At 72.6% G+C, this 19,146-nt stretch carries 15 protein-coding genes; 5 read left to right on the forward strand and 10 right to left on the reverse strand.

Annotation, left to right across the window (positions count from 1 at the left end):
- The first annotated feature begins 1 nt into the window (after window position 1).
- Window positions 2-634, forward strand: a complete 633-nt coding sequence (locus tag QFZ71_RS07895) for a class F sortase (RefSeq protein WP_307667540.1) — start codon at window positions 2-4, stop codon at window positions 632-634.
- Window positions 635-721: 87 nt separating this feature from the next.
- On the opposite strand, the gene QFZ71_RS07900 is transcribed toward QFZ71_RS07895, so the two are convergent.
- Window positions 722-1,513, reverse strand: a complete 792-nt coding sequence (locus tag QFZ71_RS07900) for a TSUP family transporter (protein WP_307667541.1) — start codon at window positions 1,511-1,513, stop codon at window positions 722-724.
- A 250-nt stretch (window positions 1,514-1,763) separates the two neighbouring features.
- Here QFZ71_RS07900 and nirB point away from each other — a divergent pair, with 250 nt between their 5' ends.
- The 3 genes from nirB (at window position 1,764) to QFZ71_RS07915 (ending at window position 6,159) form a co-directional block, all read left to right on the forward strand.
- A complete protein-coding gene (gene nirB / locus QFZ71_RS07905; protein ID WP_307667542.1) occupies window positions 1,764-4,415 on the forward strand; it encodes a nitrite reductase large subunit NirB in 2,652 nt (883 codons plus the stop codon).
- Window positions 4,415-4,798: a nitrite reductase small subunit NirD gene (gene nirD, locus QFZ71_RS07910; RefSeq protein WP_307667543.1), complete on the forward strand. Its 384-nt coding sequence runs from the start codon at window positions 4,415-4,417 to the stop codon at window positions 4,796-4,798. Before nirB ends, nirD begins: the two co-directional genes overlap by 1 nt.
- Window positions 4,799-4,992: 194 nt before the next feature.
- Window positions 4,993-6,159 (forward strand): alkaline phosphatase PhoX, encoded by a 1,167-nt coding sequence (locus tag QFZ71_RS07915; RefSeq protein ID WP_307667544.1) that lies wholly within the window; start codon window positions 4,993-4,995, stop codon window positions 6,157-6,159.
- 93 nt (window positions 6,160-6,252) lie between these two features.
- Here the strand turns inward: QFZ71_RS07915 and QFZ71_RS07920 are convergent, their stop codons facing one another.
- The 8 genes from QFZ71_RS07920 to QFZ71_RS07955 all read right to left on the reverse strand — a co-directional run bounded on the left by QFZ71_RS07920 (window position 6,253) and on the right by QFZ71_RS07955 (window position 16,686).
- The gene (locus QFZ71_RS07920; RefSeq protein WP_307667545.1) at window positions 6,253-6,663 is read right to left on the reverse strand and encodes a VOC family protein; all 411 of its coding nucleotides are present in this window, start codon (window positions 6,661-6,663) and stop codon (window positions 6,253-6,255) included.
- A 158-nt stretch (window positions 6,664-6,821) separates the two neighbouring features.
- A complete protein-coding gene (locus tag QFZ71_RS07925) occupies window positions 6,822-7,874 on the reverse strand; it encodes an ArsR/SmtB family transcription factor (RefSeq protein WP_373465088.1) in 1,053 nt (350 codons plus the stop codon).
- Window positions 7,875-8,593: 719 nt separating this feature from the next.
- Window positions 8,594-11,305, reverse strand: coding sequence for a pyruvate, phosphate dikinase (ppdK, locus tag QFZ71_RS07930; protein ID WP_307667547.1), 2,712 nt, complete (start codon window positions 11,303-11,305; stop codon window positions 8,594-8,596).
- A gap of 365 nt (window positions 11,306-11,670) precedes the next feature.
- Complete coding sequence (locus tag QFZ71_RS07935; protein ID WP_373465089.1) at window positions 11,671-12,348, reverse strand: HAD family hydrolase; 678 nt, start codon at window positions 12,346-12,348, stop codon at window positions 11,671-11,673.
- Entirely contained in the window at window positions 12,345-13,532 is a 1,188-nt protein-coding gene (locus QFZ71_RS07940; protein ID WP_307667548.1) for an ABC transporter ATP-binding protein, read from the reverse strand. Before QFZ71_RS07940 ends, QFZ71_RS07935 begins: the two co-directional genes overlap by 4 nt.
- A 6-nt stretch (window positions 13,533-13,538) precedes the next feature.
- Entirely contained in the window at window positions 13,539-14,552 is a 1,014-nt protein-coding gene (locus QFZ71_RS07945) for an ABC transporter permease (protein WP_307667549.1), read from the reverse strand.
- Window positions 14,540-15,508, reverse strand: a complete 969-nt coding sequence (locus QFZ71_RS07950; RefSeq protein ID WP_307667550.1) for an ABC transporter permease subunit — start codon at window positions 15,506-15,508, stop codon at window positions 14,540-14,542. The genes QFZ71_RS07945 and QFZ71_RS07950 overlap by 13 nt, the downstream gene beginning before the upstream one ends.
- Window positions 15,508-16,686 (reverse strand): ABC transporter substrate-binding protein, encoded by a 1,179-nt coding sequence (locus QFZ71_RS07955; protein ID WP_307667551.1) that lies wholly within the window; start codon window positions 16,684-16,686, stop codon window positions 15,508-15,510. The genes QFZ71_RS07950 and QFZ71_RS07955 overlap by 1 nt, the downstream gene beginning before the upstream one ends.
- A 266-nt stretch (window positions 16,687-16,952) precedes the next feature.
- Between QFZ71_RS07955 and QFZ71_RS07960 the strand changes: the two genes are divergently transcribed.
- Window positions 16,953-17,708 carry a GntR family transcriptional regulator gene (locus QFZ71_RS07960; RefSeq protein WP_307667552.1) on the forward strand — a complete coding sequence of 252 codons (756 nt, stop codon included), beginning with the start codon at window positions 16,953-16,955 and terminating at the stop codon, window positions 17,706-17,708.
- Between the two features lie 87 nt (window positions 17,709-17,795).
- Here QFZ71_RS07960 and dusB read toward each other — a convergent pair whose 3' ends face one another.
- Window positions 17,796-18,944, reverse strand: coding sequence for a tRNA dihydrouridine synthase DusB (dusB, locus tag QFZ71_RS07965; RefSeq protein ID WP_307667553.1), 1,149 nt, complete (start codon window positions 18,942-18,944; stop codon window positions 17,796-17,798).
- Between the last annotated feature and the right edge of the window lie 202 nt (window positions 18,945-19,146).

Consider the following 19,146-nt stretch of genomic DNA (forward strand, 5'->3'; position numbering starts at 1 on the left):
CGTGTCCCCAAGCGCGCAGAAGGCCAAGGGCTGGCTGGTGGGCATCGCCGTACTGTGCGGGGTCTGGCTCGTCCAGAACGGCCCCGGCGGCCAGCTCATCCCGCCGCAGCCCTCCAGCGCCCAGGCGTTCGCCGCCGGGCCCCAGCTCCAGCCCGGATCGCCGGTCGCCGAACCGATGGACCGCTCCGAGCCGGTCCGCATCCGCATTCCGGCCATCGACGTGGACGCCCCGATGACCCGGCTGGGACTGGCCGCCGACGGCAGCCTCGACGTACCGCCGGACGAGGACCGCAACCTCGCCGGCTGGTACGGGGGCGGCGTCCCGCCCGGCGCGCGGGGCACCGCGATCGTCGCGGGGCACGTGGACAACGCGGAGGGTCCGGCCGTCTTCTACGCCCTGGGGTCCCTGACCAAGGGGACCACGGTCGAGGTGGACCGCAAGGACGGGCACACGGCCGTGTTCTCGATCGACGCGATCGAGGTCTACGACAACGACGCCTTCCCCGACCAGCGTGTCTACGGCGACGCGCCGCACGCCGCGCTCCGGCTGATCACCTGCGGCGGCGGCTTCTCCGAGGAGACCGGCTACCAGGGCAACGTGGTGGCGTACGCGCACCTCACCGGCGTGCGCTGAGGGACCGGTCCCCGCTGCGGCCGGGATGCGCGCGGGAGCGACGACCGGCGGCCGTCCGGCCCGCGCGGAGCCGGCGGCCGGCGGCCCTCACGCGTTCCACTGGTCGAAACCCAGCTTGGCCACCAGCGAGAACACCACGGTCAGCAGCACCGCCCGGACGAAGCCGCTCCCCCGGCTCAGCGCCATCCGGGCCCCGACCATCCCGCCCGCCAGGTTGAAGACGGCCATCACGGCCGCGAGCTGCCACAGCACGGTGCCCTGGTACGCGAACATCGCCAGCGCCCCCGCGTTGGTGCACACGTTGACGATCTTCGCCGTGGCCGACGCGGTCACGAGGTCCAGATGGAGCACGGCGGTCAGGGCCAGCACCAGGAAGGTGCCCGTGCCCGGCCCGAACAGGCCGTCGTAGAAGCCGATGCCGCCGCCGACCAGCACGATCGCCGTGATGATCCGGGCCCTGGCGACCGGGCGGTCCGTGCCGTCGCCCGCAGCGGCCGTGCCGAAGGACGGACGCAGCATCACGAAGGCCGCGACTCCGAGCAGCACCACCATGATCACCGGGCGGAGCACCTCGCTGCTGATCCCGGCGGCGAAGAACGCACCGGTCATCGACCCCGCCAGCGCCATCAGCCCGACCCGTACCGCGAGCCCCACCCGTACCGGGGCCTTGCGCAGATAGGTCACCGCCGCACCCGAGGTGCCCACGATCGCCACGGCTTTGTTGGTACCGAGGACGTGGGCCGCCGGTACGTGCGGGAGGCCGAGCAGCAGCGCGGGCAGGAGCAGCAGTCCGCCGCCGCCCACCACCGCGTCGATCCAGCCGGCGGCGGCCGCGGCGAGGCAGAGAAGGATCAGCGTGGTCAGCGATATGTCAGGCACGACCCGACCCTAGACGCCTGTCGCCGGCCCGCTCGCCCCGGTCCGCACCCCGGACCGGCCGCCCCACCCCGGCGCCCCGCACCCCGGCCCACCGCTCCGTCGCCCCTCGCCCCAGCGCTCGCCGGCCCCTCACAGGGCCCCGGTCCGTCCGCTGAGCGCAAGGTTCCGGCCGGGAAACAGCCGGGATGCCGCCGGGTAACACCTGCCTCCCACGCTCGGTGCATGAGGACAACCGACGGAGGCCACTGAGATGCCGGAGCCCACCCTCGACCCGAGCGCCACCGCCGCTGCCGCAGCCGCAGCACCGGACGCCGGCCCGAGCACCCCCGCCCCCCCGGCCGCCACCGCCGCCGTCCCGACGATCGTGGTCGTCGGGCACGGCATGGTCGGCCAGCGGTTCCTGGAGACCCTGGCCGAGCGCGGGCTGACCCCGGCGGCCGGCGGCGCCCGCGTCGTCGTGCTCTGCGAGGAGCCGCGGCCCGCCTACGACCGGGTGGCGCTCACCTCGTACTTCGACGGCCGCAGCCCCGAGGAACTGTCGCTGGTGGAGCCGGACTTCATGGCGCGGCACGGCATCGAGCTGCATGTGGGCGATCCGGCGACGGGCATCGACCGGGAGGGGCGGACGGTGACCGCGCGGTCCGGCGCGGTGTTCCCGTACGACACGCTGGTGCTGGCGACGGGCTCGTACCCCTTCGTGCCGCCGGTGCCGGGGAAGGACGCCCGGGGCTGCTTCGTGTACCGGACCATCGAGGACCTGCTCGCCATCGAGGAGTACGCGAAGGGCGCGGCGACCGGGGCGGTGGTCGGCGGCGGACTGCTGGGCCTGGAGGCCGCCGGGGCGCTCAAGGGTCTCGGACTCGCCACCCACGTCGTGGAGTTCGCGCCCCGGCTGATGCCGGTCCAGGTGGACGAGGGCGGCGGCGCGGCACTCCTGCGGACCGTCGAGGACATGGGCCTGACCGTGCACACGGGGGTCGGCACGCGGGAGGTCACCGCGGACGAGGCCGGCGCGGTGACCGGGATGGCCCTCTCCGACGGGTCCTCGCTCGCGGTCGACCTCGTGGTCTTCTCGGCGGGCGTACGGCCTCGGGACCAGCTGGCGCGTGCGTGCGGTCTCGCGGTCGGGGAGCGCGGCGGGATCGTGGTGGACGAGGAGTGCCGGACGTCGGACCCGGCCGTCTTCGCGGTCGGTGAGTGCGCGCTGGCCGCCGACGGCCGGGTGTACGGGCTGGTGGCGCCGGGGTACGAGATGGCCCGGACGGCGGCCGAGGTCATCGCGGGCGGGCGGTCCGCGTTCACCGGGGCTGACCTGTCGACGAAGCTGAAGCTGCTCGGTGTGGACGTGGCCTCGTTCGGGGACGCGCACGGGACGGCGGAGGGGGCGCTCGACGTCGTCTACTCCGACGCCCGGTCGGGGGTCTACAAGAAGCTGGTGATCGGTCGGGACGGGACCCTGCTGGGCGGGGTGCTGGTCGGGGACGCGGAGCAGTACGGCACGCTGCGGCCGATGACGGGCACGGTGCTGCCCATCGCCCCCGAGCAGCTGGTGCTGCCGGCCGGGGCGGGCGGCGGTCCGGTGGCGCTCGGCCCCGCCGCGCTGCCGGACGAGGCGGTGGTCTGTTCCTGCCACAACGTGACCAAGGGCGAGATCTGCGGGCACACCACGCTGCCCGAGGTGAAGAAGTGCACGAAGGCCGGTACGGGGTGCGGGAGTTGTCTCAAGGTGATCGGGCAGCTGATGCCGCCGCCCGAGGACGCCGGCCTGTGCGGCTGCTTCCCGTACGGCCGCAGCGAGCTGTACGAGATCGTCCGCACCCTGCGGGTCACCTCGTTCGCCGCGCTGCTCGACTCCCACGGCCGCGAGGAGGCGCGGGGCGGGGACGGCTGCGAGGTCTGCAAGCCGACGGTCGGCTCGGTCATCGCCTCGCTCGCCCCCACGGTCGGCGCGAGCGGCTATGTGCTGGACGGCGAGCAGGCGGCGCTCCAGGACACCAACGACCACTTCCTGGCCAACCTCCAGCGCAACGGGTCGTACTCGATCGTGCCGCGCGTTCCGGGCGGCGAGATCACCCCCGAGAAGCTCATCGTCATCGGTGAGGTGGCCCGCGACTTCGGCCTCTACACGAAGATCACGGGCGGCCAGCGCATCGACCTCTTCGGCGCTCGGGTCGACCAGCTCCCGCCGATCTGGGCCCGTCTGGTGGAGGCGGGCTTCGAGTCCGGGCACGCGTACGGGAAATCACTGCGCACGGTCAAGTCCTGCGTGGGGCAGACCTGGTGCCGCTACGGCGTGCAGGACTCCGTGCGGATGGCGATCGACCTGGAGCTGCGCTACCGGGGCCTGCGCTCCCCGCACAAGCTGAAGTCGGCGGTCTCCGGCTGCGCCCGCGAGTGCGCGGAGGCGCGGGGCAAGGACTTCGGGATCATCGCCACCGCCCAGGGCTGGAACCTCTACGTCGGCGGCAACGGCGGGGCCACCCCGCGCCACGCGGACCTGCTGGCCCAGGACCTGTCGGACGCCGAACTGGTGCGGCTCATCGACCGGTTCCTGATGTTCTACATCCGCACCGCCGACCGCCTGGAGCGCACCTCGGCCTGGCTGGAGCGGATCGACGGCGGCCTGGACCACGTCCGGGACGTGGTCGTCCACGACTCGCTGGGCCTCTGCGACGAGCTGGAGCGCCTGATGGCCGACCATGTGGCGGGCTACCGCGACGAGTGGGCCGAGACCATCGCCGACCCGGAACGGCTGCGGCGGTTCGTCACCTTCGTCAACGCCCCCGGCGCCCCCGACCCCTCGGTGAGGTTCGTTCCGGAGCGGGACCAGATCAAGCCCGATCTGGGACTGCTCGCGGGACCCGTGCTCGCCGTCCGCACCCTCGAAGGGACCGCGTCCTGATGACCACCGCGACGAACACGACGGCGCAGGAGGGCACCGGCGGTTCCGTGCCGCCCGCCGGGTCCGTGCGGCTCGCCCACGGAGGCGGCTGGCTGACGGTCTGCGACCGGGAGCTGCTGACCCCCGGACGGGGCGTCGCCGCCCTGCTCCCGGACGGGGACCAGGCGGCCGTCTTCACCGACCGGTCCGGCCGGGTGTACGCGATCGGCAACCGGGACCCGTTCACCGGGGCGTACGTCCTCGCGCGCGGGCTGCTCGGCTCGGTCGGCGGGCGGGCGTTCGTCGCCTCGCCGCTGCTGAAGCAGCGGTTCGACCTGACCACGGGAGCGTGCCTGGACGACCCGGACGCCTCGGTCCCGGTGTTCCCCGTACGGGTGGACTGATCGCGGACGGCGGCGCCGTCCGCCGCACCGGCCGCGGACGGCGGCGCCGTCCGCCGCACCGGCCGCCTGCGCAACTCCTCCGCCGGGCGTTCACCCGCGCGTGCCGATCCGTCCATTCCGCTCTCCTACAGTCCTGACGCGCGACCCGCCGGTCCGTCCGGAGCGGTGGGCCCACACTCATGCGTGGAGTGATCGTGGAACGTCGGAACTTCTTGCGCACCGCGGTGATCGGCAGCTCGGCGGCGGCCTTCGGCGGCACGCTGTGGCGAGGCGCCGCCTTCGCCGACCCGGCCCAGCCGGCCACCGGCCCGTACGGCGCGCTCCAGGCGGCCAACAGCGACGGCATCCTGCTGCCGCGCGGTTTCACCAGCCGGGTCGTCGCCCGCTCCGGGCAGACCGTGCCCGGCACCTCCTACCGCTGGCACAGCGCCCCGGACGGCGGCGCGACCTACGCCGACGGATCGGGCTGGATCTACGTCTCCAACGCCGAGGTGTCCCCCAGCAGCGGGGGCGGGGCGAGCGCGCTGAAGTTCAACTCCTCGGGGACGGTGACCTCCGCGTACCGCATCCTGGGCAACACGAACAACAACTGCGCGGGCGGCGCCACCCCGTGGAAGACCTGGCTGTCCTGCGAGGAGGTCACCCGCGGGTACGTGTACGAGACCGACCCCTGGGGCGTGAACGCGGCGGTGCGCCGTCCGGCGATGGGACGCTTCAAGCACGAGGCCGCCGCCGCCGACCCGGACCACGGGTACGTCTACCTCACCGAGGACGAGAGCGACGGCCGCTTCTACCGCTTCCGGCCCTCGACCTGGGGCGACCTGTCGGCGGGCACGCTCCAGGTGCTGGTGGCGGGCTCGTCCACCTCCGGCCCGGTGACCTGGGCGAACGTGCCCGACCCGGCCGCCTCCTCCACCCAGACGCGGTACCAGGTCTCCGGGGCGAAGGTGTTCAACGGCGGTGAGGGCTGCTTCTACGCGGCCGGCACCTGCTGGTTCACCACCAAGGGCGACAACCGGGTGTGGGCGTACGACGCGAACACCTCGTCGATCTCGCTCGCCTACGACGACTCGCTGGTGACGGGCGGTTCGGCCCCGCTGACCGGCGTGGACAACGTCACCCGGTCCGGCTCCGGCGACCTCTACATCGCGGAGGACGGCGGGAACATGGAGATCTGCCTGATCACGCCGGACGACACGGTGGCCCCGTTCCTGCGGATCTCCGGCCAGTCCGGTTCCGAGATCACCGGCCCCGCGTTCTCGCCGGACGGCAGCAGGCTCTACTTCTCCTCGCAGCGCGGGACGAGCGGAAGCTCCTCCGGGGGCATCACGTACGAGGTGAAGGGGCCGTTCCGCAGCTGACGCCGGCGCCCCGTGTGCGCCGGTGGCCCTCGGCGGCCCCGGCGCACCTCCTGCGGCCCGGCACCCGCCCTCCTGCTCGCCGCCCCCGGCGATTCAGCCCTGGTCCCCGGCGGCGGCCGGGTCCATCCAGATGACCTCCCAGATGTGGTGGTCGGGGTCCTGGAACGAGCGGCCGTACATGAAGCCCCTGTCCTGCGTCTCGTTCGCCGGGAAGCCGCCGGAGGCCAGGGCCGCGTCCGCCAGCCGGTCGACCTCCTCGCGGCTGTCGCAGCTCAGGGCGAGGATCACCTCGGTGGTCTTCGAGGCGTCCGCGACGTCCTTCTCGGTGAAGTCCTTGAAGCGCGGCTCGGTCATCAGCATGGCGAAGATGGTGTCGCTGATGACCAGACAGGCGGTCCTGTCGTCGCTGAACGCCGGGTTGAAGCCGTAGCCCAGCTTCTCGAAGAAGCCCTTGGTGGTCTCCAGGTCCTTCACCGGCAGGTTCACGAAGATCATCTGAGCCATGGTCGTTCCCTCTTCCTCGGTCCCGTGGCGCCCGCGGTCGCTCCGTCCGGCGCTGTCGATGGGTGGACGGCGGGGCCGTGCCGAACTCATCGGTGTCACGGGCAGAAGACTGGCACGGCCCACTGACAACGCCCCCGCACAGCGGCGGACGGCGGCCGTCACGCCCCCTCGGGCAGAGCGTGCGGTGCGCCGCCGCGCAGCAGGGAGCCACCGAGCGGGGTCAGCGTGTGCAGGACCGAGCTGCCGTGGCGCAGCGTCAGGACCAGGCCCGCCTCGCGCAGCACGGAGGCGTGCTGGCTGGCGGAGGCCAGCGACACCCCGGCCCGGCGGGCCAGTTCGCTGGTGGTGCAGCCGGTGCCTATGGAGGAGAGGACGGCCGAGCGGGTGTGCCCGACGAGCCGCCCGAGCCAGGGGCCCGGCTCGGCGAAGACCGGGGCGCCGGGGTTGGCGACCGGGTAGACGAGCACCGGCGGGAGCGAGGGGTCGCGGTAGACGACCGGGGTGCCCCGGCAGAAGAAGGACGGCTGGAGCAGCAGCCCGCGCCCGTCCAGGTGGAGATCGCGGTCGACCGGGTAGTCCGCCTCCAGCACGGGTGCGCGCCATCGGATCATCGGCGGCAGGGTGGCCAGGAGTCCGTCCGTGCCGCCGTCCAGCAGGGCCCGGCCGCGTACGGCCCGGTCCGCCTCGACGCTGGCCCGGATGTGCGGCCAGTAGGGCTCGACGGCCGCGCGGTGGTAGCTGCGGAGGGCGCCGATGAGCCGGGCCGGCGGTTCGGCCCGGCCGTCCATGAGCGCGGCGGGCAGCGCCGCGCCCGCCGTACCCGGCCGGGCTTCCCGGCGGCACTGACCGACCGGCCGGTCTGCCCGCTGTCGCAGCCGTCCGGCGGCCAGGAGCTCCAACTCGGCGTGGACGCGGTCGGCGGGGGTGTCGCGCAGCGCCTCCATTCCGGTGTCGAACCCGAAAGGCTCCGTGCCCTCCTGGGAGGGCGTCAGGAAATCCGGGAAATACCCGCGGGGCGGGACGACGGCTGCCAGCAGTTGTGCTTCACCGTTCAACCGCGCGCGGGATTCCGAACGCCATTTTCCGAACACCGTCGAAGCGCGCCGGTCCCTGAGCCGGTGAAAACTGAGAACGGTTTCCCACAGCGCGTCCGGCCTCGTGGCCATCCGCACCCGCGAAAGGTCCAGCCTGGACACATGGATCCGCAGCACTTCTCCCCCACCTGTTGCATCCGCAATTACCCACGCCAAAGGGTATGCGGGTCGTCACAGGAGGTCACCACGGGGTTTCGGCCAGAAGTGAAAGGTCTCGCCCCGTTCCGCTTCACCCGAAAGGCTGTACGACGTCGGGTACGCATCCGGCGCTCACCGGATGAGCACCTGAAGGCCGTGGGGGGCTTCATGTGTTCGGCGGCGGTGGGTGACGGTGCGGCTCCGTACCCGATGGGGGTAAGCCGGGTGCGGTCCATGGGTGGGGATCCATGGACCGCACCCCGGTCTCCCGCCGGACACCCGAATTTCTTTGCGTATTAAACGACGCAACGGCGCAATGTGCTCTGCGCCACACCTTCCGCGCTCCATTCGGTGCGCGTTCCTGACGGCTTCTCGCTACGGCCGGTCATCTCCGCGCACGGCCCCTGTGCATCGCGGCCGTCCCGCGTAAAAGCATCCGCCGGGCCGCGCGGGCGAAGTGGTGACGCACACCGGGCCGCACGGCGAAGCGGCGGCACCCCCGCACAGGGTGCCGCCGCTTCCTGGTCCTCCGTGGCCGGGGCGGGGCCGGTGCGCCCGGTGAGGGCCGGGCTCGGCTTCCCGCTACGGCCCCGGAGGGGCAGGCCGTCCATGCGGCCGTGGTCGATGGGCAGGGCTGTTCGTGCAGCCCTGCCCAGGAGATCCGGGGTGTTCGTGCACCCCGGACCGGTGAGTCCGGGTCAGCGGCTGTCACTGCCCTTGGACTCGGCTGCGGCCCGGCCCGCCTCCAGGCGGGCTACCGGGATGCGGAACGGCGAGCAGGACACGTAGTCCAGGCCCACCTCGTGGAAGAAGTGCACCGACTCCGGGTCGCCGCCGTGCTCGCCGCAGACGCCGAGCTTGAGGTCGGGGCGGGTGGCCCGGCCGGCCTCGACGGCGCTGCGGACCAGCGCGCCGACGCCGTCCTTGTCGATCGTCTCGAACGGGGAGACACCGAAGATGCCCTTCTCCAGGTACGCGGTGAAGAACGAGGCCTCCACGTCGTCGCGGGAGAAGCCCCACACCGTCTGGGTCAGGTCGTTCGTGCCGAAGGAGAAGAACTGCGCGGCCTCGGCGATCTGGCCCGCCGTCAGCGCGGCGCGCGGCAGCTCGATCATGGTGCCGATGGTCAGCTTGAGGTCGGTGCCGGTGGCGGCCTGGACCTCGGCGATGACCCGGTCGGCCTCCTCGCGGACGATCTCCAGCTCCTGGACCGTGCCGACGAGCGGGATCATGATCTCGGCGCGCGGGTCGCCCTTGGCGTTCTTGCGCTGGGCGGCGGCCTCGGCGATCGCCCGTACCTGCATGGCGAAGAGGCCGGGGATGACCAGGCCCAGACGCACCCCGCGCAGACCCAGCATCGGGTTCTGCTCGTGCAGCTTGTGCACCGCCTGGAGCAGGCGCAGGTCGTTCTCGTTGGCGTCCTTGCGGGACTCGGCGAGCGCGACGCGGACCGACAGCTCGGTGATGTCGGGCAGGAACTCGTGCAGCGGCGGGTCCAGCAGCCGGACGGTGACGGGCAGTCCGTCCATCGACTCGAACAGCTCGATGAAGTCGGCCTTCTGGAGCGGGAGCAGGGCGGCCAGCGCGGTCTCGCGCTCGTCGTCGGTGTCCGCGAGGATCAGCTTCTCGACCATCTCGCGGCGCTCGCCGAGGAACATGTGCTCGGTGCGGCACAGACCGATGCCCTGGGCGCCGAAGCGGCGGGCGCGCAGGGCGTCCTCGGCGTTGTCGGCGTTGGCCCGCACGCGCAGCCGGCGGACCCGGTCCGCGTACGCCATGATCCGGTGCACGGCGGCGACCAGTTCGTCGGCGTCGTCGGCTCCGGCGTGCATCCGGCCCTCGAAGTACTCGACGACCGGGGACGGTACGACGGGGACCTCGCCCCGGTAGACCTTGCCGGTGGAGCCGTCGATCGAGACGAGGTCGCCCTCCTCGATCACGATGCCGCCGACCGTCATCCGGCGGCGCTTGGTGTCGACCTCCAGGTCCTCCGCGCCGCAGACGCAGGTCTTGCCCATGCCGCGCGCCACGACCGCCGCGTGCGAGGTCTTGCCGCCGCGCGAGGTCAGGATGCCCTCGGCGGCGATCATGCCTTCGAGGTCGTCGGGGTTGGTCTCGCGGCGGATCAGGATGACCTTCTCGCCGGAGCGGGACCACTTGATCGCGGTGTACGAGTCGAAGACGGCCTTGCCGACCGCGGCGCCGGGCGAGGCGGCGATGCCCCGGCCGAGCAGGTCGGTCTTCGCGGCGTCGTCGAAGCGCGGGAACATCAGCTGGGCGAGCTGGGCTCCGTTGACCCGCTGGAGCGCCTCGGCCTCGTCGATCAGGCCCTGGTCCACGAGCTGGGTGGCGATCCGGAAGGCGGCGCCGGCGGTGCGCTTGCCGACACGGGTCTGGAGCATCCAGAGCTGGCCGCGCTCGATGGTGAACTCGATGTCGCAGAGATCCTTGTAGTGGTTCTCCAAGGTCTCCATGATCTGCATGAGCTGGTCGTACGACTTCTTGTCGATCGACTCCAGGTCGGCGAGCGGCACGGTGTTGCGGATGCCGGCGACGACGTCCTCGCCCTGCGCGTTCTGGAGGTAGTCGCCGTAGACGCCCTGGTGGCCGCTGGCCGGGTCGCGGGTGAAGGCGACGCCGGTGCCGGAGTCGGGGCCGAGGTTGCCGAAGACCATCGAACAGACGTTGACGGCCGTGCCGAGGTCGCCGGGGATGCGCTCCTGGCGGCGGTAGAGCTTGGCGCGGTCGGTGTTCCACGAGTCGAAGACCGCGTTTATGGCGAGGTCCATCTGCTCACGGGCGTCCTGCGGGAACTCGCGCCCGGCCTCGGACTCCACGATCTTCTTGAACTGCTTGACCAGCTTCTTCAGGTCGGCCGCGGCGAGGTCGGTGTCGACCGTGACCTTCTTCGCGTGCTTGGCGGCCTCCAGGGCCTCCTCGAAGAGGTCGCCGTCGACGCCGAGGACGGTCTTGCCGAACATCTGGATGAGGCGGCGGTAGGAGTCCCAGGCGAAGCGCTCGTCGCCGGACTGGGTGGCGAGACCGGCCACCGAGGCGTCGGAGAGGCCGATGTTGAGGACCGTGTCCATCATGCCCGGCATGGAGAACTTCGCGCCGGAGCGTACGGAGACCAGCAGCGGGTCGTCGGCCTGGCCGAGCCGCTTGCCCATGCGCTCTTCCAGGGCCGTGAGGTGCGCACTCACCTCGTCGCGCAGCTCGGTCGGCGCGTCGCCGCTCTCCAGGTAGACCTTGCACGCCTCGGTGGTGATGGTGAAGCCCGGAGGGACGGGCAACCCGAGGTTGGTCATCTCGGCGAGGTTGGCGCCCTTGCCGCCCAGGAGGTCCTTCAGATCCTTGTTGCCCTCGGTGAAGTCGTAGACGAACTTCTGGGGATCTTTGTTTTCCGACACGGGTCTCGACTCCTCGAGGACGCGGTGGCTGCCCTGACGGCGAGGAACATACCCAGATCGAAGGCGTATGGGTACGTCCACCTGGTCGTCATACGGCCGCAACCACCCGTCCGCCAGCAGATCCAAAGGGCCGTCAGGCCGAAGCAGGGAAATCCTTGACTTCACCTCCTGAAGGCGACATGGCCGAAACTTGACTCATACCGCTCATCGGAGCGTATCGCGGAGCAGATGAGTCCACTCCTCGAACGCAGCGGGGTGGCACTGAGTGCCACGTCTTCCAGAAGTGCAGCCGCCTCCGATTTGCTCATCTGAGCGCAACCCCGATCAGGGGTGGCGTGAATCACGCTCGATTCGGGCTCCGAATTTCAGGATCCGGACGCCTCGGGACGCCGCAGGCACTCCGCGAGCACCCCGGAATCCACCTCTTCCAGGCTACGGGCGAAGGTCCTCCCCCGCGCGGGCCGCACCGGCAGCAGCGAGGGCACGACCAGCACCGCGCACCCCGCGGCGTGCGCGGACGCGGTGCCGTCCGGGGAGTCCTCGACGGCCACGCAGGCCGAGGCCGGGACACCGAACCGGCCCGCCGCCGCCAGGTACGGATCGGGGTGCGGCTTGGTCAGGGCGGTGTCGTCGGCCGACAGGGTGAAGGCGAAGGGAACGCCGGCCAGCGCGCCCGCCACCACCGCGTCCACCACGCTCCGCGGTGAGGCGCTGACCAGTGCGAACGGCACTCCGGCCCGCTCCAGCGCGGCCAGCAGAGCGGCGGCTCCGGGGCGCAGGGGTGCTCCCGCCTCGACCTTGCGGAAGAAGGAGCCGGTCAGTTCGTCAGCGATCGCGGGCAGCGCGGCCGGCGTCCGGCCCGTCACCGCGATCAGATGAGCGGCGGTGTCCGCGACGGCCCGTCCGACGACCTCCGGCGCGTCCGCGTCGGTCAGCCGGTGGCCGAGCCCGGCGGCGACCTCGTCGGCCGTCTCCCACCAGAGCACCTCGGTGTCGACGAGGGTGCCGTCCATGTCGAACAGCACGGCCGCGGGCGCCGTCACGCGTCCGCCTTCCCGGCCGGCGTCTCCCGTACGGAGCGGGTGGAACCGGTCCTCCCGTCCGGGGTCGCCGCGGGGACGACCAGCACCGGTCGCGGTACGGGGGCGACCGTGGCCCGTACGCCGGGCAGCAGGTCGGCGGCGTCCCGCGATGCCAGGTCGGCCTTGACCGCGGTGCCGTCCGGGAGGTCGAGCAGGACGCGGGTGACCGAGCCGAGGAAGGAGGCGGAGACCACGGTGGCGGTGCCGTCCGGGTCGGCCTGGACACGGATGCCCTCGGGCCGCAGCAGCACCTCGACGGGGCCGCTGCCAGCCGGGGCCTCGCCGTCCACCGGCAGGGTGGAGCCGGCGACCTCGACCGAACCGGTGCCGGTCAGCCGGCCCGGCAGCCGGTTCATGGTCCCGACGAACTCAGCGACGAACGCGGTGGCAGGGCGGTCGTACAGCTCGGCCGGGGGTGCGCACTGCTCCAGGCGGCCCGCGTTCAGGACGGCGACCCGGTCGGCCATCGAAAGGGCCTCCTCCTGGTCGTGGGTGACGAAGATGGTGGTGATGCCGAGCGAGAGCTGGAGGCGGCGGATCTCCTCGCGGAGCGAGAGCCGGACCTTGGCATCGAGTGCCGAGAGCGGCTCGTCCAGCAGGAGCACGCGGGGCCGCAGCGCGAGCGCGCGGGCCAGGGCGACCCGCTGCTGCTGGCCGCCGGACATCTGGTGCGGGAAGCGTCCGCCGTGGTCGGGCAGGCCGACCAGAGCGAGGAGCTCGGCGGCGGTGGCGTGCCGTTCGGCGGCGGGCGCCTTCCGCACGCGCAGGCCGAAGGCGACGTTGTCGCGGGCGTTCAGGTGCGGGAAGAGGCTGTAGGACTGGAAGACCATTCCGGCGTCGCGCCGGTTGGCGGGGATCGGCGTGATGTCCTCGCCATCCACCAGGACCTCGCCGGAGTCCGGCTGCTCGAATCCGGCGAGCACCCGCAGCGCGGTGGTCTTGCCGCAGCCGGAGGGGCCGAGGAGGGCGAGGAGTTCGCCGGGTTCGGCGGTGAGGTCGAGTCCGTCGAGGGCCACGGTGGGGCCGAACGCCCGGCGCAGCGAGCGGAACTCCACCCGTGCTCCCGCACCGGCGCGCGCGGCGGGCCCGGCCCGCTCGGGGCGGCGGCCGGCGGACGGGGCGGACAGGGCTGGCAGGGCTGACATGGGTGACTACTCCTTGCCGGGTACGGGAATGGGGGCGGCGGCCGGGGCGGCGGACCCGGCGGTGGTGGGTCCGGCCGGAGCGGCTCCGGGGGCGGCGGGTCCGGCGGGGGCGGGTCCGGGGGCAGCGGGTCCGGGGGCAGCGGGTCCGGCGGCCGGGACGTCGGTGGACCCGCCGGTTCCGGCGCGGGAGAGGACGAGCAGCAGGGCCCAGGTGATCAGCAGGCTGAGCAGCGACACCGCGACCGACATGCGGGCCTCGGCGCCGGAGACGGAGACGATCCACACCGCGAAGGGCCGGAAGCCCAGCAGGGAGGCGACGGTGTACTCGCCGAGCACCAGCGCCAGGGTGAGGAAGGACGCCCCGGCGAGCGAGGAGCGCAGGTTGGGCAGGATGACGCGGAGGATCACGTACAGCCGCCCGGCCCCGCAGTTGCGGGCCGCCTCCACCAGGGTGGGCACGTCGACCGCGCGCAGTCCGGCGTCCAGCGAGCGGTGGACGAACGGCAGCGCCAGCACGGTGTAGGCGAGGACCAGCACCACCGGGAACGACTCGTTCTGCACGGCGAGGAAGGTCTGGTAGAGCGGGGTGCGGGAGAGGTGGTCGGGTCCCCAGCGCAGCACCGTGGCGATCCCGGTGACCAGGGCGATCGGCGGCACCACCAGCGGCAGCATGCAGACGATCTCGACGACGGCGCGCAGCCGGGCCGGTCCGAGCCGGACCGCGATCAGGGCGGGCACGACAAGTAGCAGGGCGAGCGCGATGGTGGCGGCGGCCAGCGAGAGCGAGAGGAACAGACTCTCGGTGAAGCCTTCGGCCGACAGGATTCCGCTGTACGCGGCGAAGGTGACGCCCTGCCCCGGTACGTGGACGGTGAAGACGAACGAGGAGATCAGCGGGGTGAGGAAGTACAGGCCCGCGACGGTGAGCACCGCTCCGCGCCAGTAGCGGGGACGGGGGCGGCGGGCCTTCCGCTCCGCGGCGGGGACGGCGGCCGGGGAGGCGGGGGTCAGCGCAGCCATCGGGAACTCCGTCGCTGGAGGGGCAGGTAGACGGCCATCACCAGTCCGGCGATCACGATCATGTCGAGGCTCAGCGCCAGGGCCACGTTCTCCTGGCCGACCAGGACGTTGCCGGAGAGCGCGTCGGCGATCTTCAGGGTGACCAGCGGGACGGAGCCGCCGACCAGGGCGGCGGCCGTGGCGTGCGCGGCGAAGGCGCTGCCGAAGAGGAGGACGAAGCCGCCGAGCAGCGAGGGCGCGAGCACCGGCAGGCCGACGTGGCGCCAGAACTGCCAGGTGGAGGCCCCGGTGCTGAGCGCGGCCTCCCGCCACTGCGGGCGCAGCCCGTCCAGCGCGGGGACGACGACGAGGACCATGAGCGGGACCAGGAAGTAGAGGTAGATGACGGTGAGCCCGGTGAAGGAGTAGAGGTTCCAGCCGAGCGCGTCCAGGTGGCCGATCTCCGTGACGACCCCGGAGATGCCGAGGGTCGCGACGAAGGCGAAGGCGAGCGGGATGCCGCCGAAGTTGGCCAGCACCCCGGAGGCGGTGAGGACCGCCCCGCGCAGCGCGCCGCGCCGGGAGGTGACGACGGCCCGGGCGATCAGCACCCCGAGCACGGTGGCGAGGGCGGCGGTCAGCGCGGACAGTTCGACGCTGCCGGTGAGCGAGGTGAGGTAGGGCCCCCGGAGCGAACGCTCCAGGTGCTCGCCGGTGAACTCGGTGGTCCCGGCGACCGGGTCGGTGCGGGTGAGCGCCCCGTACAGCAGGGCGCCGGCGGGCAGTCCGAAGCAGAGGCCGGCGAAGACGAGCAGCGGGAGCGCGCCGAGCCAGGCGCGGGCGGGCCGGGCCCGGCGCGGACGGCCCGCCGGCCGGGGCCCGGTGGTCGTGGGCCCCGCGGCCGTGGGACCGGTGCCCGGCGCCCCGGCGGGGGCCGCCCCGCGTACCGGGGCGGCGGTCGGGTGGGCGGAAGTCATCAGGAGACGGCCTTGTCCCAGTTCTCGGCGAGGGTGGCGTTGGCCTGGTCCAGCTCCTCGGAGGAGGGGAAGGACGGGGTGCCCGCGACCTTCGGCAGCTTGGCGACAAAGGCCTTGTCGGCCGTGCCGTCCTCGGTCATGGCGGGCAGCAGCACGGGGCGGGCGTAGCCCTTGAGCCAGAGGTTCTGGCCCTCGGCGCTGTACAGGAACTCCATCCAGAGGCGGGCGGCGGCCGGGTGCGGGGCCTCCTTGTTGATGGCCTGGGAGTAGAACTGGGCGTAGACGCCGTCGGTCGGCACGGAGACCTTCCAGTCGACGCCCTTGCCCTTGAACTGGTCGGCGTACCCGGCGTTCAGGTAGTCCCAGTCGATGCTGATCGGCGTCTCGCCCTTCTCGACGGTCGCCGGGGTGGACTCGACGGGGATGAAGTTGCCGCTCTTCTTCAGCTTGCCGAAGAAGTCGATGCCGGGCTGGATGTCCCCGAACGAGCCCTTGTTCGCGAGCGAGGCCGCGTACACGCCGCCGAACGCGGAGCCGGACTTGGTCGGGTTGCCGTTGAGGGCCACCTTGCCCTTGTACTCGGGCTTCAGCAGGTCGGCGAAGGTCTCGGGGCAGGTCGTGATGCGGGCGGCGTCGCAGCCGATGGAGACGTAGCCGCCGTAGTCGTTGTACCAGCGGCCGTCCGCGTCCTTCTGGCTGTCGGGGATCTTGTCCCAGGAGGCGACCTTGTACGGGGCGAAGAGGTTCTCGGCCGCGCCGCTGCGGGCGAAGGCGATACCGAGGTCGAGGACGTCGGGGGCGCGCTTCTGGCCCTTGCGGGACTTGACGGCGGCTATCTCGTCGGAGCTGGACGCGTCGGGCGTCTCGCTCTTGATCTTGATCTTGTACGTGGCCTCGAACGCCTTGATGATCTCGCCGTAGTTCGCCCAGTCCGGCGGCAGGGCGATCACGTTCAGCTCACCCTCCTTCTCGGCGGCGGCGACCAGCTTCTCCAGCCCGCCGAAGTCGGCGACCGAGGCGGCCTCGGTGGACTTCACCCCGTTCACCCCCGTCGCGGTCTTCTCCTCGGGCGCCGCGCCGCACGCGGTGAGCGCGGTGAGGGCGGCGGTGGAGAGGGCGAGAGCGGCGACGGCACGGCCGTTGGCGCGGGTGCGGAGGCGGGGTCGGGCTCTGTGCACGGTGAGTCTCCCGGAGCGAAGTGAGGGTCACTTGTTCAGACAAGCTGGCATCAGTTCGCCCTTCTCAGATGTCGGCGCGGTGAACACCCGATGTCCGCCCCCGCAAGACCGGCGGAAGAGGAAAGCCCGTCATGTCGGAGTTGTGACGACGGCGGAACCGGACGCGGGACCGATGCGAGGAGACGTTAGGGTGGGCCTTCGGACCACCGCACGGTCAGCTGCCTGTGCACAGTCCGGTCAGACATCAGCCGACCGACGGGGGACGTGTGGGCCGTTCGCGTTACGAGGAGATCGCCGAATCGCTGCGTCAGGCGATCCGCAGCGGCGCCCATCCGCTGGGCTCCCGGCTGCCGTCCGAGAGCGACCTGGCCGCCCGCTGGGAGGTCTCGCGCGGCACGGTGCGCCAGGCGGTGGCCCTGCTCGCCTCCGAGGGGATGATCGGCTCCCGGCAGGGGGCCCGGCGGGTGGTGCTGCGCCAGGAGCGGCGGCAGAGCTTCCAGCAGCTGAACAGCTTCGCGCAGTGGGCGCGGGCGATGGGGTGCGAGGTCTCCAGCCGCATCCTGGAGCGCACCGCGCGGCCCGCGACCGACGAGGAGGCGGCCCGGCTGGGCGCCGAACCGGGCAGCGGGGTGCTGTACGTGCTGCGACTGCGACGCCTGGACGGCGAACCGGTGATGGTCGAGCGGACCGTGTACGCGGAGTGGGTGGCCCCGGCGGTCCTCGCGCTCCCCGAGGACTGCGTCTCGATCATGGACAGCATCGCGGAGCGGGCGGACGTCGTCGCGCACTACGGTGAGCACCTGATCGACGCGGTGGCGGCGGGCAGCGAGGACGCCCGGCTGCTGCGGGTCCGCCGGGCCAGCCCGCTGCTGCGCCAGCGCCATCTGACGTACACGGCGGCGGGCCGGGCCATCGAGTGGACGGACGACCGCTACCGGGCGGGCAGCGTCGTCTTCAACGTGATGAACTCCGCGGCGGCGGCCCCGCTGGAACGCCACGCGGGTCCGGACGTCACGGGCTGAGCGCGGCCCCGGCGCGGACGGCATCCCGGACGGACGCGGCGGGCCGGGGCGTCACGGGGTACGGGCAGGGCCCGCGTCCGTACGCGGTCAGCCGCCGGAGGTGTCCAGTTCGGCGTCGGCGCTGACGCCCGCGCAGTCGTACGGGTCCTTGAGCCAGCCGTCCGGCAGGACGACCCGGTTGTTGCCCGAGGTCCGCCCACGGGGCCCGTCCGCGCCGTCCGGCCAGGGCTGGTCGAGGTCCAGCTCGTGCAGCTGGGAGGCCAGCTCCTCCAGCGAGGAGGTGACGGCCAGCTTCTTGCGCATCTCGGAGCCGACCGCGAAGCCCTTGAGGTACCAGGCGACGTGCTTGCGGAAGTCGATCACGCCCCGCGCCTCGTCGCCGATCCACTCCCCCAGCAGCGTCGCGTGGCGCACCATGACGTCCGCGACCTCGCGCAGGGTGGGCGCGTGCCGGGTCGTGCGCCCCTCCATCGCGCTCACCAGGTCGGCGAAGAGCCAGGGCCGCCCGAGGCAGCCGCGGCCGACGACGACGCCGTCGCAGCCGGTCTCGCGCATCATCCGCAGGGCGTCGTCGGCGCACCAGATGTCGCCGTTGCCGAGCACCGGGATCTCCGGGACGTGCTCCTTGAGCCGGGCGATGGCGTCCCAGTCGGCGGTGCCGCCGTAGTGCTGGGCGGTGGTGCGCCCGTGCAGGGCGACGGCGGTGACGCCCTCCTCGACGGCGATGCGGCCCGCGTCGAGGAAGGTGAGGTGGTCGTCGTCGATGCCCTTGCGCATCTTGATGGTGACGGGGAGGTCACCGGCGTTCGAGACGGCCTCCCGGAGGATCGCCCGCAGCAGGGGCCGCTTGTACGGGAGCGCGGAGCCGCCGCCCTTGCGGGTGACCTTGGGGACCGGGCAGCCGAAGTTGAGGTCGATGTGGTCGGCCAGGTCCTCGTCCACGATCATACGGACGGCCTTGCCGACGGTGACCGGGTCCACTCCGTACAGCTGGATCGAGCGCGGCGTCTCGGTGGCGTCGAAGTGGATGAGCTGCATGGTCTTCTCGTTGCGCTCGACCAGCGCCCGCGTGGTGATCATCTCGCTGACGAACAGCCCCTTGCCCCCGGAGAACTCCCGGCACAGCGTCCGGAACGGGGCGTTGGTGATGCCGGCCATCGGGGCCAGCACGACCGGCGGCTGCACGGTGTGCGGGCCGATGCGGAGCTGCGGGAGGGCGGGGGCGAGCGTGGTCATGGCCCCATTGTCGCGTACTCCGGACGGGTGGCCCGCGCACCCGTACGCGACGGGGCCCGCCGTTCGCAGGCGAGCGGAAGCGGCCGCCGCGGTCGCCTTCCCGGCCGCGCCCGCTCGACCGCGCGGCGGGCGGCCCCGGGAAACAGGGTTCCCGGGGCCGTCCCGCTCACCGGCGCGGGAGCGACGGCGAGCGGATCACCGG

Origin of the sequence: Streptomyces sp. V2I9, assembly GCF_030817475.1 — a bacterium.
In the GTDB taxonomy this organism is placed as follows: Bacteria; Actinomycetota; Actinomycetes; order Streptomycetales; family Streptomycetaceae; genus Streptomyces.

Excerpts from the sequence above, each read along its gene's own strand:
- nirB (WP_307667542.1), top strand. The coding sequence starts at position 1,764 with ATGCCGGAGCCCACCCTCGACCCGAGCGCCACCGCCGCTGCCGCAGCC.
- nirD (WP_307667543.1), top strand. The coding sequence starts at position 4,415 with ATGACCACCGCGACGAACACGACGGCGCAGGAGGGCACCGGCGGTTCC.
- QFZ71_RS07920 (WP_307667545.1), bottom strand. The coding sequence starts at position 6,663 with ATGGCTCAGATGATCTTCGTGAACCTGCCGGTGAAGGACCTGGAGACC.
- QFZ71_RS07940 (WP_307667548.1), bottom strand. The coding sequence starts at position 13,532 with ATGTCAGCCCTGCCAGCCCTGTCCGCCCCGTCCGCCGGCCGCCGCCCC.
- QFZ71_RS07945 (WP_307667549.1), bottom strand. The coding sequence starts at position 14,552 with ATGGCTGCGCTGACCCCCGCCTCCCCGGCCGCCGTCCCCGCCGCGGAG.
- QFZ71_RS07950 (WP_307667550.1), bottom strand. The coding sequence starts at position 15,508 with ATGACTTCCGCCCACCCGACCGCCGCCCCGGTACGCGGGGCGGCCCCC.
- dusB (WP_307667553.1), bottom strand. The coding sequence starts at position 18,944 with ATGACCACGCTCGCCCCCGCCCTCCCGCAGCTCCGCATCGGCCCGCAC.